The organism is Mycolicibacter terrae (assembly GCF_010727125.1).
In the GTDB taxonomy this organism is placed as follows: Bacteria; Actinomycetota; Actinomycetes; order Mycobacteriales; family Mycobacteriaceae; genus Mycobacterium; species Mycobacterium terrae.
This window is the reverse complement of the sequence record NZ_AP022564.1, coordinates 1,638,951-1,651,307: the sequence shown is the minus strand read 5'-3', so window position 1 is coordinate 1,651,307 and position 12,357 is coordinate 1,638,951. Positions and strand designations below refer to the sequence as shown.

17 protein-coding genes are annotated in these 12,357 nt (G+C 68.7%); 8 read left to right on the top strand and 9 right to left on the bottom strand.

The features are described from left to right. Positions 1-27 precede the first annotated feature (27 nt). The 5 genes from G6N23_RS08055 to G6N23_RS08035 all read left to right on the top strand — a co-directional run bounded on the left by G6N23_RS08055 (position 28) and on the right by G6N23_RS08035 (position 3,456). Complete coding sequence (locus G6N23_RS08055; RefSeq protein ID WP_085260561.1) at positions 28-786, top strand: amino acid ABC transporter ATP-binding protein; 759 nt, start codon at positions 28-30, stop codon at positions 784-786. Next, complete coding sequence (locus tag G6N23_RS08050) at positions 786-1,607, top strand: glutamate ABC transporter substrate-binding protein (RefSeq protein ID WP_085260443.1); 822 nt, start codon at positions 786-788, stop codon at positions 1,605-1,607. The genes G6N23_RS08055 and G6N23_RS08050 overlap by 1 nt, the downstream gene beginning before the upstream one ends. Next, positions 1,604-2,281, top strand: a complete 678-nt coding sequence (locus tag G6N23_RS08045; RefSeq protein WP_085260442.1) for an amino acid ABC transporter permease — start codon at positions 1,604-1,606, stop codon at positions 2,279-2,281. The genes G6N23_RS08050 and G6N23_RS08045 overlap by 4 nt, the downstream gene beginning before the upstream one ends. Further along, complete coding sequence (locus G6N23_RS08040; RefSeq protein ID WP_085260441.1) at positions 2,278-3,162, top strand: amino acid ABC transporter permease; 885 nt, start codon at positions 2,278-2,280, stop codon at positions 3,160-3,162. Before G6N23_RS08045 ends, G6N23_RS08040 begins: the two co-directional genes overlap by 4 nt. A 63-nt stretch (positions 3,163-3,225) precedes the next feature. After that, a complete protein-coding gene (locus tag G6N23_RS08035) occupies positions 3,226-3,456 on the top strand; it encodes an Rv1893 family protein (protein ID WP_085260440.1) in 231 nt (76 codons plus the stop codon). Between the two features lie 3 nt (positions 3,457-3,459). Here the strand turns inward: G6N23_RS08035 and recX are convergent, their stop codons facing one another. From recX to G6N23_RS08020, 3 genes are all read right to left on the bottom strand, one after another. After that, the gene (recX, locus tag G6N23_RS08030; RefSeq protein WP_095174202.1) at positions 3,460-3,999 is read right to left on the bottom strand and encodes a recombination regulator RecX; all 540 of its coding nucleotides are present in this window, start codon (positions 3,997-3,999) and stop codon (positions 3,460-3,462) included. Next, the gene (gene recA / locus G6N23_RS08025) at positions 3,965-5,017 is read right to left on the bottom strand and encodes a recombinase RecA (protein ID WP_173675075.1); all 1,053 of its coding nucleotides are present in this window, start codon (positions 5,015-5,017) and stop codon (positions 3,965-3,967) included. The genes recX and recA overlap by 35 nt, the downstream gene beginning before the upstream one ends. A gap of 174 nt (positions 5,018-5,191) precedes the next feature. Then, a complete protein-coding gene (locus G6N23_RS08020; RefSeq protein ID WP_085260437.1) occupies positions 5,192-6,418 on the bottom strand; it encodes an oxygenase MpaB family protein in 1,227 nt (408 codons plus the stop codon). Positions 6,419-6,490: 72 nt separating this feature from the next. Between G6N23_RS08020 and G6N23_RS08015 the strand changes: the two genes are divergently transcribed. Beyond that, positions 6,491-7,141 carry a TetR/AcrR family transcriptional regulator gene (locus G6N23_RS08015; protein WP_085260436.1) on the top strand — a complete coding sequence of 217 codons (651 nt, stop codon included), beginning with the start codon at positions 6,491-6,493 and terminating at the stop codon, positions 7,139-7,141. Here G6N23_RS08015 and G6N23_RS08010 read toward each other — a convergent pair. After that, entirely contained in the window at positions 7,132-7,326 is a 195-nt protein-coding gene (locus G6N23_RS08010) for a DUF3046 domain-containing protein (RefSeq protein ID WP_085260435.1), read from the bottom strand. The genes G6N23_RS08015 and G6N23_RS08010 overlap by 10 nt on opposite strands. Before the next feature lie 10 nt (positions 7,327-7,336). Further along, positions 7,337-8,509 carry a glycosyltransferase gene (locus tag G6N23_RS08005; protein ID WP_085260434.1) on the bottom strand — a complete coding sequence of 391 codons (1,173 nt, stop codon included), beginning with the start codon at positions 8,507-8,509 and terminating at the stop codon, positions 7,337-7,339. 42 nt (positions 8,510-8,551) lie between these two features. Here G6N23_RS08005 and G6N23_RS08000 point away from each other — a divergent pair, with 42 nt between their 5' ends. Together G6N23_RS08000 and G6N23_RS07995 are read left to right on the top strand one after the other, a co-directional pair. Then, a complete protein-coding gene (locus G6N23_RS08000) occupies positions 8,552-8,992 on the top strand; it encodes a limonene-1,2-epoxide hydrolase family protein (protein WP_085260433.1) in 441 nt (146 codons plus the stop codon). 6 nt (positions 8,993-8,998) lie between these two features. Next, positions 8,999-9,424 (top strand): DUF5313 domain-containing protein, encoded by a 426-nt coding sequence (locus G6N23_RS07995; protein ID WP_275991663.1) that lies wholly within the window; start codon positions 8,999-9,001, stop codon positions 9,422-9,424. Here G6N23_RS07995 and pspM read toward each other — a convergent pair. From pspM to pgsA, 4 genes are all read right to left on the bottom strand, one after another. Continuing rightward, entirely contained in the window at positions 9,421-10,263 is an 843-nt protein-coding gene (gene pspM / locus G6N23_RS07990; protein WP_085260432.1) for a phage shock envelope stress response protein PspM, read from the bottom strand. The two genes, G6N23_RS07995 and pspM, sit on opposite strands and share 4 nt — an antisense overlap. Positions 10,264-10,266: 3 nt before the next feature. Further along, entirely contained in the window at positions 10,267-11,091 is an 825-nt protein-coding gene (gene pspA, locus G6N23_RS07985; protein ID WP_085260431.1) for a phage shock protein PspA, read from the bottom strand. A gap of 107 nt (positions 11,092-11,198) precedes the next feature. Further along, on the bottom strand, positions 11,199-11,522 hold the full coding sequence (gene clgR / locus G6N23_RS07980; RefSeq protein ID WP_085260430.1) for a transcriptional regulator ClgR: 324 nt from the start codon (positions 11,520-11,522) through the stop codon (positions 11,199-11,201). A gap of 203 nt (positions 11,523-11,725) precedes the next feature. Continuing rightward, positions 11,726-12,319: a CDP-diacylglycerol--glycerol-3-phosphate 3-phosphatidyltransferase gene (pgsA, locus tag G6N23_RS07975; RefSeq protein ID WP_085260428.1), complete on the bottom strand. Its 594-nt coding sequence runs from the start codon at positions 12,317-12,319 to the stop codon at positions 11,726-11,728. Between the last annotated feature and the right edge of the window lie 38 nt (positions 12,320-12,357).

Sequence of the window (12,357 nt, the reverse complement as noted above, 5' to 3'; positions counted from 1 at the left end):
GCCACCTCATCGGTAGGGTCGGATGCCATGACCAGCGGCGGGTCGGATCCCGTGCCGATGATCGCCATCCGGGACGTCAACAAGCACTTCGGCGGCCTGCATGTGCTCAAAGACATCAATCTCGACGTCGCCCGAGGCGAGGTGGTGGCGATCCTCGGCCCATCCGGCTCGGGCAAGTCGACCCTGTGCCGCACCATCAACCGACTCGAAACCGTCGACTCGGGCACCATCACCGTCGACGGCCGGCCGCTGCCGGCCGAGGGCGCGCCGCTGGCCCGGTTGCGGGCGCAGGTCGGGATGGTGTTCCAGGCGTTCAACCTGTTTCCGCACAAGACCATCCTCGACAACGTCACACTGGCTCCGATGAAGGTGCACAAGACCCCGCGGGCCGAGGCCCAGCGGCGGGCGATGGCACTGCTGGAACGGGTCGGGGTCGCCGATCAGGCCGGCAAACACCCCGCACAGTTGTCCGGCGGGCAGCAGCAGCGGGTGGCGATCGCCCGCGCGCTGGCGATGGACCCCAAGGTGATGCTGTTCGACGAGCCGACCAGTGCGCTGGACCCGGAGATGATCAGCGAGGTGCTGGCGGTGATGAGCTCGCTGGCCGACGACGGGATGACCATGGTGGTGGTGACCCACGAGATGGGTTTCGCCCGTCGCGCCGCCGATCGGGTGGTGTTCATGGCCGACGGCGCCGTTGTCGAGGCCGCCCCGCCGGCGGAGTTCTTCGGCGACCCGAAGTCCGCCCGGGCCAAAGATTTTCTCGCCCGGATCCTCGACCACTGATGCTGTTCTCGCGGCGGTCGCGCGTGCTGACCCGGCTCTGCGCCGTGTTGGCGGTGGGGTCCGCCCTGACCGCGCTCTCCGCGGCGTGCACCGCCCACGACACGGGCAAGATCACCGTCGGAGTGAAGTTCGATCAGCCCGGGTTGAGCGTGAAAAGACCCGACGGCACGCTCGGCGGCTTCGACGTCGACGTGGCGCGTTATGTCGCCGGACGGTTGGGTTACCCGCCCGAGCGCATCGCCTGGACCGAAGCTCCGTCGGGCCAACGCGAGATGCTGCTGCGCAACGGGCAGGTCGACTACGTGGTCGCCACCTATTCGATCACCGACTCCCGGCGGCAGAAGGTCGGCTTCGCCGGCCCCTATCTGCTGGCCGGACAGTCGCTGCTGGTGCGCGCCGACAACACCGACATCACCGGCACGGCGTCGCTGCAACGTCACAAGAAGCTGTGTTCGGTGTCGGGATCCACTCCCGCCCAACGGATCAAAGACCGTTATCCGGGCGTTCAGCTGCAGCGCTACGACACCTACTCGGCGTGCGTGGAGGCCTTGCGTAACAACGCGATCGACGCGGTGACCACCGACGACGTGATCCTGGCCGGGTATGCCGCCCAGAGTCCCGGGGCGTTCAAGCTGGTCGGCGAACGCTTCTCGGAAGAGAAGTACGGGATCGGGGTGCAGAAGGGCAACGAGGGGCTGCGGCGGCGGATCAACGACGCCCTCGAGCAGATGGAACGCGACGGATCGTGGCGGGCGGCGTTCATCGACAACTTCGGCGCCGCCGGGTTCGCGGTGCCCGACCCACCGCCGATCGAGCGATGATGTTCGCCGAGTATCGAGGCCAGATCCTGCAGGCGTTCACCGTCACGGTCGAGTTGGCGGTGCTGTCCGGGATCGGCGCACTGATCCTGGGCACCGGCCTGGCCGCGATGCGACTGGCTCCGGTTCCGGCGCTGCGGTGGCTCGGCGCCGGCTACGTGCACCTGGTGCGCAATACCCCGCTGACCCTGCTGTTGCTGTTGTGCTCGTTCGGCCTGGCCCAGACGCTGGGGGTGACACTGACCGACCCGCATTCGCCGACGTCGATCGACGACAGCAACTTCCGGCTCGCGGTGCTCGGATTGAGCGTGTACACGGCGTCGTTCGTGTGCGAGGCGCTGCGGTCCGGCGTCAACACGGTCGGCATCGGCCAAGCCGAGGCTGCGCGGTCACTCGGGCTGGGCTTCGGCCAGAACCTGCGGATCATATTGCTGCCCCAGGCTTTTCGTGCAGTGATCATCCCGCTGGGCTCGGTGCTGATCGCGTTGACGAAGAACACCACGCTGGCGTCGGCGATCGGGGTCGCCGAAGCGGCGTTGTTGATGAAGTCGATGATCGAGAACACCGCGGCGCTGGTAGCGGTGGGTGCCGTCTTCGCGGCCGGTTTCGTCGTGCTCACCCTGCCGCTGGGCCTGCTGTTCGGCTACCTGGGCAGGCGCTGGACGGTGCACAGATGAGGCCTACGGCCCGCGCGACGGTGCTGTTCGACGCACCCGGGCCGCGAGCCCGCGCCCGCCACCGCGCCATGTCGGTGGCGACGGTGCTGGCCGCGGCGGCGCTGGGCTGGGTGGTGCTTTCGCGGCTGTCCGCCAAGGGCCAGTTGGCCGCCGAGAAGTGGACGCCCTTTCTCACCGCCGACCTGTGGCGGACCTATGTGCTGCCCGGCGTGGCCGGCACGCTGACCGCGGCGGCCTGGTCGATCGGGCTGGCGCTGGTCCTGGGTGTCGGGCTGGGTGTCGGGCGCTTGTCGGGGCTCAGGGCGATCCGCTGGAGCTGCGCGGTGGTGGTGGAGTTGTTCCGGGCGATCCCGGTGCTGATCATGATGATCTTCGCCTACTTCGTCTACGGCGCCCTCGACGCGTTCCCGCCGCAGCAGACCGCCCTGGCCGGGGTGGTCACCGGCCTGACGCTCTACAACGGCGCCGTCATCGCCGAGATCGTGCGGGCCGGAGTCCACGCCCTGCCCGCAGGGCAGTCCCAGGCGGCCGCCGCACTGGGGTTGAGCTGGGGCCGCTCGATGCAGCTGGTGTTGTTGCCCCAGGCCGTCACCACCATGCTTCCGGTTCTGGTGTCGCAACTGGTGGTGGCGCTCAAGGACACCGCGATCGGCTATCAGATCACGTTCGTGGAAATGGTGCGCCAGGGCACGGTGGCCGGCTCGCAGTACAGCAATTACCTGCCCGCGCTGCTGGTGATCGCGGCGCTGATGATCACCGGAAACCTGGGGCTCTCCGCCGGCGCCATCGGCCTGGAGCGCCGGCTGCGCCGTACGCGGCACAACCCGTTGGAGGCAGCCACGATCGAGCCGGAGGGCACCCCGGGAGCCGAGGTGATTTAGGCACTGCGGGGCGGTGATCCGGCGTCTAAAGTCGGACTCAACAGCCAACGACAGGAGACTCTGATGGCTATCACTCCCAGGGACGCGTTCAACGCCGCCCGCGACATCGCCACGCACGCCGTCGAGAAGGCGTCCGACATCGTCGAGGACGCCGGCGACATCATCCGCGGAGACGTCTCCGGCGGCGTGAGCGCGATCGTCCAGGATTCGGTGGAGATCGCCACCCACGCCGTCGAGCGGACCAAGGAGGTCTTCACCGGCAAAGACGAGGTCGACGAGATCGGCGAGGCCTGAGCCTCACACCCGTCGGCGCTCCCGTTCGGCGGCCAGCTCGTCACGCACCACGTCGTAGGCCATCGACGGGCTGTAGCCCCGCCGCGCCAGCATCGCCACCAGCCGGCGGGTGACCCGCAAGTCGTCGTCGCCGAGGGTTTCGCGTCGCAGTCTGCCCTGCACCAGCTGTTCGGCCCGGTCCCGCTCGGCGCCGGCATCGATACCGGCCAGCACCCCGGCGATCACGTCCTCGGCGACGCCCTTGGTGCGCAGTTCGGCGGCCAGCACCTTGCGGCCCTTGCCCGCGTGTTCGCGCCGAGACCGCACCCACTGCTCGGCGAAGTCAGCGTCGTCGATCAGGCCGGCGGTGGCCAGCCGGTCGAGCACCCGTGTGCTGACGTCCTCGGGGTAGCCCCGTTCGGCCAGCTTCACGGCGAGTTCGGCGCGGGTACGGGCCCGCGCGGTGAGCAGGCGAAGGCACAGTGACTTCGCCTGCTCCTCGCGCTTGGGTTCAGCAGGCTCAGACGGCTCAGAAGTCGACGGGAGCGGGCAGGACGTCATCAGCCAAACCATCGGTCAGCACGGCGCCGATGCCGAGCTTCTCTTTGATCTTCTTCTCGATCTCGTTGGCCACGTCGACGTTCTCCAGCAGGTAGTTACGGGCGTTCTCCTTGCCCTGCCCGAGCTGCTCACCGTCGTAGGTGAACCAGGAGCCGGACTTGCGGATGAAGCCCTGATCCACGCCCATGTCGATCAGTGAGCCTTCGCGGCTGATGCCCCGCCCGTAGAGGATGTCGAACTCGGCCTGTTTGAACGGCGGGCTGACCTTGTTCTTGACCACCTTGACCCGGGTGCGGTTGCCGACCGCGTCGGTGCCGTCCTTGAGCGTCTCGATCCGCCGTACGTCCAGGCGCACCGAGGAGTAGAACTTCAAAGCCTTTCCGCCCGTGGTTGTTTCAGGACTGCCGAACATCACCCCGATCTTCTCCCGCAGCTGGTTGATGAAGATCGCGGTGGTTCCCGAATTGTTCAGCGCGCCGGTCATCTTCCGCAGCGCCTGGCTCATCAGCCGGGCCTGCAGGCCGACGTGACTGTCCCCCATCTCGCCCTCGATCTCGGCGCGCGGCACCAGCGCGGCCACCGAGTCGATGACCAGAATGTCCAGCGCACCGGAGCGGATCAGGGTGTCGGCGATCTCCAGCGCCTGCTCACCGGTGTCGGGCTGGGACACCAGCAGCGAATCGGTGTCCACGCCGAGCCTCTTGGCGTACTCCGGGTCCAGCGCGTGCTCGGCGTCGATGAACGCCGCGATACCGCCGGCGGCCTGGGCGTTGGCCACCGCGTGCAGCGCCACGGTGGTCTTACCGGAGGACTCCGGACCGTAGATCTCGACGACCCGGCCCCGGGGCAGGCCGCCGATACCCAGCGCCACGTCCAGGGCGATCGACCCGGTCGGGATGACCGAGATCGGCTGACGCACCTCGTCCCCGAGGCGCATCACCGAGCCTTTGCCGAAATTCTTGTCGATCTGGGCCATCGCCAGTTCGAGTGCCTTCTCGCGATCGGGGGCTTGCGCCATGATGCCTCTCCTGTGGTTCGGTGTTCGGTTGACCGGTTCTCGGTCGGTTGGCCGTGACGCTAACGACAGGGTCCGACAACCCGGCGAACTCTCTCCACAGTAGGCGAACGGATGTTCGAATCAAATACGACACGCGGCGTGTCGGCGTGTCGGACTTTCGGCGGACCCTCGACGGGTCTAAGCCACTTGCATGACGTGTGCCGACGCCCCGATGGCGGTGTCCTCGTCGCCCATCATGGTGCGCATGAACTCCTCCTGCTCGCGGCGCCCGCGCCGGGCCGCGCGGTCCAGCCCGCCGGGCAGCAGCAGCGCCGCGGCGCTACGGACGAGGTTCACCGGCATCCGCACCAGCGGATACCACGGCAGCACTAAGGCCGGCAGGCCCAGCTTGCGCATCGTGCGCGGCCCCAGAAAGCTGCCGGTCACCGACAGGTGCGCCGACCGTGCGATCCGACGCCGCACACCGGCCATGGCACCGAAGTACCACTCCAGCGGGTCGTCGGCCATCGGGACCGCCAGCTGCTTGGTCGACTCGTCGGGCTCGGAGAGCGCACCCAGGGTCTGGTAGAGGATGCGGACGCCGTCGCGGAAGCTGCCCGGCAGCCAGTCGTCGCGAACGCCCATCAGCCAGCCGACGTAGCGGGTCAGGTGCGCGATGTCCTCGAGTTCGCCCGGCGCCAGCACGATGCCCAGCCCCAGCCCGGCGGCCGGCGGCGCGATCAGTGCCCCCACCAGGGTGGCGGCCATGTCGGTCTGGTTGACCGGCAGGCCCCATTCGTCGCTGCGCCAGTCCGGCAGGGCGGCCACGTGCCGGCGCACGTACTCGTGGATCAGCCGGACCCGGATGGTGGCCTGATAGCCGACGCCGAGCGGTTCGAGTCCCCCCGCACCGGTGACGTCCATCGCCCACTGCAGCGTCTCGGCGAACCGCTTGTTCGAGCCCTTCTCCAGCACACCGGTGCGCAGCAGGGTCTTGTTGAACGAGGAGAACTGGTAGCCGCCCAGGAAGGACACGTCACGGGCGATGTAGGTGCCGTCGGCACCGCCGCGGCGCAGCGCCCGCTGGCCCTGGCGGACCCGGTCCATGTCGACCCAGTCCGGGATCGGCTCGAATTCGCCGAAGAACTCGCGCAGCGGTTCGGGGGCATCGGGCACCGAAGCCAGCCCGTGGGCGAGAATCCGGTCGAAGATCGGCCGCGTCTCCTTGGACCCGGTCTCCGACATCCACTCGACCAACCGCTGCATCGGCTCGTCGCCGGCGGTCAGGTCCGCACCGATCTGACGCCACCGCTGCGGTGTGGGCTTTCCGATCCCCAACGCCGCGGCCAGTATCCGAATGCTGGCCGGAATCGCGCCGGGCGTGTCCGGATGGCGGGTCGGGATGGCCACTACCGGCGAGTTCATCAGATTAGCCCCCAAGCGCAACTTTGGATAACACCTGTGTTCCAAACATAGGCCGCAGGTAGGGTGATGTCAATGAAACGCCCGGGAGTTGTGCGCGACTACGGCGGCATCAGCGCGGTCGACCGCCGTGCCGAACGCCGGGGCAAACTCCTGGCCGCCGGCCGCCGGATCTGGGGTGAATCCGGAATCGGCGAAGTCACCGTCCGCGGTGTCTGTGCCGCCGCGGGGCTGATCCCCCGCTACTTCTACGAGCAATTCCCCAACCGGGATGCGCTGCTGTTCGCGGTCTCCGACGACGTCCGCGACCAACTGCTCGAAGCGATGGTCACCGCCGGCGTCGGTGATCCCGGCACGCTCTCGGACAAACTGCGGTCGGCGCTGACGGCCTTCCTCGACCTCATTGCCGCCGACCCCTACATCCACCGCATCGCCACCAGCGACCTGTCCGCCGTACCCGGACTCAACGAGCACCGCGCACGCATCCTCGACCTCATCACCGACTCGGTCGTCGAGCACGCTCCCGGCGTCCTCGACAGCGAGGTTCCGCCGCCCGCGGAGTTACGCCGCGGCGCCCTGTTCATCGTCGGCGGCGTCAATCAGATCATCGAGGCCTGGCTGGCCAACCCCGTCGAATCCACCACCGAATTGGCCGCGCTCTGCTCGGATCTGGCCGTCGCCCTGGTCCGCAGCATCACGAGCCCGCAGGATCACTCTCACCACTGATCGCGCGGCACGTCGAAGTCCGCGCACAGCGCCCACCACACATCGCGGGGCTCAACCCCGTCCTCGATCGCCTGAGCGGCGGTCCGTCCGCCCACCGCGCCCAGCACGTGGTCGGTCAGCACCGTGGCGCCGTAAGCCGCACCGAAGCGCAGCGCGACCCGCTCGTGGAATTCGGTCCGGCGCACGCGTTCCAACCTACTCAGCGCAGGAAAGGGCCTCGTGGCACGCCCGTACCGGGTCGGCCACGTCGGCGGCGCCCTCGGCGGCCCGTCGTGCGGCGTCACGGAAGCTCGGTGACGCCAGCACGGCGCGCACCTCCTCGACCAGCGCCGCCGGAGTCAGCGGCCGGATCAGCCGTCCGCTGCCCTGGCGCACAACGCGGTTGGCAATCTCCCACTGGTCGCCCCCGCCGGGCACCACCACCAGCGGCAGTCCGGCCAGCAGGGATTTGGCCACCATCCCGTGCCCGCCGCCGCAGACGACCAGATCGGCGCGGGACAGCAGTTCGTCCTGGCGGCCCAGCCCGGCGACGGCCCATGGCGGCAGGGTCAACTCGGGGCCGTTAAGCCGCGAGACTGCGACCCGGGCGCCTTCGGGCAGCCCTTCGCCGGGCACCAGGTGCTCCAACACCAGCTCGGCCAACCCGGCGGCCCCGGTCGTCGCGGTGGACGGCGCCACCACCACCAGCGGGCCGGAACCCGGTGGCACAGCGAGCAGCTCTTCGGTCGGCTCGAAGTGCAGCGGCCCGACGACGACGGCCTCGGCGGGCCAGTCGGGCCGGGGCACCTCGAGGGCGGGCAACGTGGCGATCAGGCGCCGCAGTGGCCCGGGATCGCGGTCCGGCAGACCGATGCCCGCCCGGGCCTCGGCGCGCTGTCGCAGACCGGATCGCACCGACCGTGCGGTCAGCGACCGCATCATCGTGTCCCGCAACCGCCCCCTCACCCCGCGGCCCGGCGCCAGCCCGCTGCCGATCGGCGGCAGTCCCTTGGAGGGCAGGTACAGCGGATGCGGGCTGAGTTCGACCCAGGGGATCCCGAGCAGTTCGGCGGCCATTCCCCCGCAGGCGGTGATCACGTCGGAGACCACCAGGTCCGGCGCCAGCACTCGCAGCTGCTCGCGGTTCTGTTGCGCCATGCGGGCCGCCCGATGATGAAGCTTGGCCCCGTCATCGGCGTCGTCATCGGCGGCGGTGGCGTCGAGTCCGAGCAGCTCCGCGGCGTCCACCCCGGCGGCGCGTGCGGTGTCGAGCCACCGCACCCCGGTCAGCAGCGTCGGCGCGTCCCCGGCCGCGAGAAAACGCCGGCACAGCGCGATCGCCGGGAATGCGTGGCCGGGGTCGGGCCCGGCGACTACCACGATGCGCATCGGCCTACCGTGCCACAGACTCGCAGGCCTAGGCTGGGAGGCATGACCGAACCGAGTGTCCAGCAGATCGAGGCGGCCGCCAACATCCGTACGGTGGAGACGTTCCTCGACGCCCTCGCCGACGATGATCACGACGCGGCGGCCACGGTCCTCGCCGAGGACGTGGTGTATCAGAACGTCGGGTTGCCGACCATCTACGGCCGCAGCGCCACTATCGGGTTGTTCCGCCGGATGGCCGGCCGGGCGGCCTTCGATGTGAAAATCCACCGCATCGCCGCCGACGGCGCGGCGGTGCTCACCGAGCGCACTGACGCGCTGACCCTGGGCCCGCTGCGGCTGCAGTTCTGGGTGTGCGGGGTGTTCGAGGTACACAATGGGCGTATCACGTTGTGGCGCGACTACTTTGACTTCCTCGACATGTTCAAGGCGACGTTGCGGGCGATCGCAGCGACCGTCTTCCCCGCGCTACGCCCGACGATGTAGGCCGTGTTGAACACCCGAGTGAACAGGCCCCGGCGGCCTAACGCGACCCAATACCTCCGGTATTGCTACGGACGGCCCCTACCTCCCGAGCTCCTGGACTGGGTCCGCAACGACCTGGCCGGGCCGGGTGCCACCGTTCGAATGATCATGCGCGCCGTCGTGCCGACGACGCTGATCCTGATCCCGTTCTGGCTGTTGCCAACTGACTTCCTGACGCATATGAGCATGACGTTTCCGATCTGGTTCATGGCGATCCTGTTCTCGCATGCGCTCAACAAGGTATGGCGCAAGCACATGCTGCGGATGCACGGCCTCGACCCGGAACTCGCCGACGCGCGCAAGCGCGAGCGCGATGCCCACATTCACCGGGCTTACGTCGAACGCTACGGCCCGCGACCCGAATTCGGGGATCAGCGAACCGACGACATCTAGATCCGGGGCAGCTCGGCGAGTTCGTCGAACGCCTGCGCCCAGCCGAGCATGCGGTCGGTCGCGCTGGTCAGCTCCTCGCGGTAACGCTGTTGGGACATCGGCGAATTCATCGGATCGCCGGAAGGCGTCGATGACCCGTCGTTCGCTGATGCCACCAGTTGCGCTGCGGCGGTGACCATTTCGTTGTACTGGCGAACTCCGGCACTCAACTGAGCGGTGAATGCGTTGATCGTCGGCACCAGGTACTCCCGTGACTGGGCGCTGTGTTGCACTGCGCGCTCCATCGACACCACCTGGGCAGCGGTGGCCGCCATCGTCGACGCGGCCCCGTTGACGGCGGCGGTCAGTTCGGTGATCTCACCGGCCGGCAGCAGCCGGCCACGCTCCAATACGCCCAGCAGCGACACCATGCCGCGCTCGGAGGCGCCCAGCGCGTACATCGCCGGTCGCGCCGCCGAACCGGGCGGCGGCAGGCGGCGGGCGGTCACGGCCCGCACCGCCGGCAGTGGAACCGAACGCAGCCACCGATACCGCAGCAACAGCAGCGTTGCCGGGGCGGCCGCACCGGCGGCGATCAGCCCGGTGATCAACAACACCCACACCGGTGTGGCCCACGACGCCAGTAGGGCCGTCACCAGCATCCAGAACCCGCACGCGGCACCGAAGAACAGCCCCAGGCGCAGCGCCCAGCGGCGCTTGCGCAGCAATCTGGCCCGCGGATCGGAGATCGCACCGAGCCTGTCGGCGAGGAAGTCGGCGGCCTCGCTGGCACGGTCGACGGCGCGCTGAAGCAGTGCGCCCCGGCGGCGATCTCTGAGGCCCCCGGCTCTCACGGCCATCTACTACCGGTCCAGCGGATTCTCGGGCGAAGGATTGGCACCGGACTGCGGAGCCGCCGGGGTGGGCTGGCTCGGCGCCACAGCGGTGCCGCCGGCGGGCAGTGCCTCACCGCGCATCGACGCGCGGATCTGCTCCAGCCGGGAGTGGCCGGCCATCTGCACACCGGCCTGTTCCACCTCGAGCATCCGGCCCTGCACCGAGCCCTGCGCCAACTCGGCGGCGCCGACCGCGTTGGCGTAGCGCCGTTCGATCTTGTCGCGGACCTCATCGAGGCTGGGGGTGGTTCCGGGCGCGGCGATCTCGCTCATCGACCGCAGCGACGCGCTCACCTGCTCCTGCATCTTCGCCTGTTCGAGCTGGCTGAGCAGCTTGGTGCGCTCGGCGATCTTCTGCTGCAGCACCATCGCGTTCTGCTCGACGGCCTTCTTGGCCTGCATCGCCGCCGACAGCGCCTGGTCGTGCAGGGCCTTGAGGTCTTCGACGCTCTGTTCGGCGGTGACCAGCTGAGCCGCGAACGCCTCGGCGGCGTTGGTGTATTCGGTGGCCTTGGCGGTGTCCCCCGACGCGGTGGCCTGGTCGGCCAGCGTCAGCGCCTGGCGTACGTTGACCTGAAGCTTCTCGATATCGGCCAACTGGCGGTTCAGCCGCATCTCCAGCTGTCGCTGGTTGCCGATCACCTGCGCGGCCTGCTGGGTGAGTGCCTGGTGCTGGCGCTGCGCCTCTTCGATCGCCTGCTGGATCTGCACCTTCGGATCGGCGTGCTCGTCGATCTTGGCGTTGAACAGCGCCATCACGTACTTCCACGCCTTGACGAACGGGTTGGCCATCAGTCAGCTCCGTCTGGTTGTTCGGATGTTGTCGTCCGCCCCCTACCGCTGATCAATTTATCGGGTCAGCGGTCATCGGGAGGGGGTTCAGGCTGGCTTCGGGGCGATCACGCCGAAGCCATCGCCCGGATCGGCGGGATGACGACCTTGGTGCCGGCGTCGATGCGGGTGACCCCGATGTTGCGCTCGGCCCGCTCGGCCCGCGCCAACCGATTGCCGGCATCGAAGAGCACCGCCGACAACGGGATCCGCAGCGCCGCGCAGATCGCGTTGAGCAACTCGCTGGACGCTTCCTTGCGGCCGCGCTCGACCTCCGAGAGGTAACCCAGGCTGACCCGCGCCGAATCGGACACCTCACGCAGCGTGCGACCCTGCGCCGTACGGGCCTGACGCAACACCTCGCCGACCGATTCCCGCAGCAATGTCGTCATCGTGCACTCCTTAGATCGGTTCAACCTGGAAAACAGCCAGTCACCAAGGTCAACGCCCGCGACGCCCGTCCGGGTTCCCGAACCGCCGGGTTCATGCGGCGGCCCCAGCTTCGCCTCTCCTCCGTCGAGCCTCGCTGAACCGCCGGGTTCATGCGGCGGCCCCAGCTTCGCCTCTCCTCCGTCGAGCCTCGCTGAACCGCCGGTCAGCTCCGGTCGGGCCCTCGAAGGTCGGCGACCGCCGACATCACGTAGTCCACGCCGGTGACCACCGTCAGCACCACGGCGGCGGCCATCACCACCCAGGCCGTCACCAGCCAGGGGCCGGTCAGGGGCAGGACGAGCAGCCCGATACCGACCGCTTGGACCAGCGTCTTGAGCTTTCCGCCGCGACTGGCCGGGATCACCCCGCGGTGCAGGACCGCGAACCGCAGCACGGTGATCCCGATCTCTCGGGCCAACACCAGCACCGTCACCCACCACCACAGGTCGCCGAGCATCGACAGGCCGATCAACGCCGCCCCGATCAGCGCCTTGTCGGCAATCGGGTCGGCCAGGGTGCCGAATTCGGTCACCATCCCGTAGTTGCGGGCAAGCGCACCGTCGAGCCGGTCGGTGATGATGGCCACCGTGAAGATGACGAACGCGGCGATGCGGGTCTTAGCGTCATGGCCGTCTTCGGCGAACAGCGCCAGCAGAAAGACCGGGACCAACAGCAGTCGCATGACGGTCAGCGCGTTGGCCGGATTGATCACGGGGACGCGCGTCACCGCCGGACCGGTTTGAGGTTGCCCCGACACGGCAGACAGAATATCGGTTACCCAGCCAGAAGTGAGAA

Excerpts from the sequence above, each read along its gene's own strand:
- G6N23_RS08055 (WP_085260561.1), top strand. The coding sequence starts at position 28 with ATGACCAGCGGCGGGTCGGATCCCGTGCCGATGATCGCCATCCGGGAC.
- G6N23_RS08050 (WP_085260443.1), top strand. The coding sequence starts at position 786 with ATGCTGTTCTCGCGGCGGTCGCGCGTGCTGACCCGGCTCTGCGCCGTG.
- G6N23_RS08045 (WP_085260442.1), top strand. The coding sequence starts at position 1,604 with ATGATGTTCGCCGAGTATCGAGGCCAGATCCTGCAGGCGTTCACCGTC.
- G6N23_RS08040 (WP_085260441.1), top strand. The coding sequence starts at position 2,278 with ATGAGGCCTACGGCCCGCGCGACGGTGCTGTTCGACGCACCCGGGCCG.
- G6N23_RS08035 (WP_085260440.1), top strand. The coding sequence starts at position 3,226 with ATGGCTATCACTCCCAGGGACGCGTTCAACGCCGCCCGCGACATCGCC.
- G6N23_RS08020 (WP_085260437.1), bottom strand. The coding sequence starts at position 6,418 with ATGAACTCGCCGGTAGTGGCCATCCCGACCCGCCATCCGGACACGCCC.
- G6N23_RS08015 (WP_085260436.1), top strand. The coding sequence starts at position 6,491 with ATGAAACGCCCGGGAGTTGTGCGCGACTACGGCGGCATCAGCGCGGTC.
- G6N23_RS08005 (WP_085260434.1), bottom strand. The coding sequence starts at position 8,509 with ATGCGCATCGTGGTAGTCGCCGGGCCCGACCCCGGCCACGCATTCCCG.
- G6N23_RS08000 (WP_085260433.1), top strand. The coding sequence starts at position 8,552 with ATGACCGAACCGAGTGTCCAGCAGATCGAGGCGGCCGCCAACATCCGT.
- pspM (WP_085260432.1), bottom strand. The coding sequence starts at position 10,263 with ATGGCCGTGAGAGCCGGGGGCCTCAGAGATCGCCGCCGGGGCGCACTG.
- pspA (WP_085260431.1), bottom strand. The coding sequence starts at position 11,091 with ATGGCCAACCCGTTCGTCAAGGCGTGGAAGTACGTGATGGCGCTGTTC.
- clgR (WP_085260430.1), bottom strand. The coding sequence starts at position 11,522 with ATGACGACATTGCTGCGGGAATCGGTCGGCGAGGTGTTGCGTCAGGCC.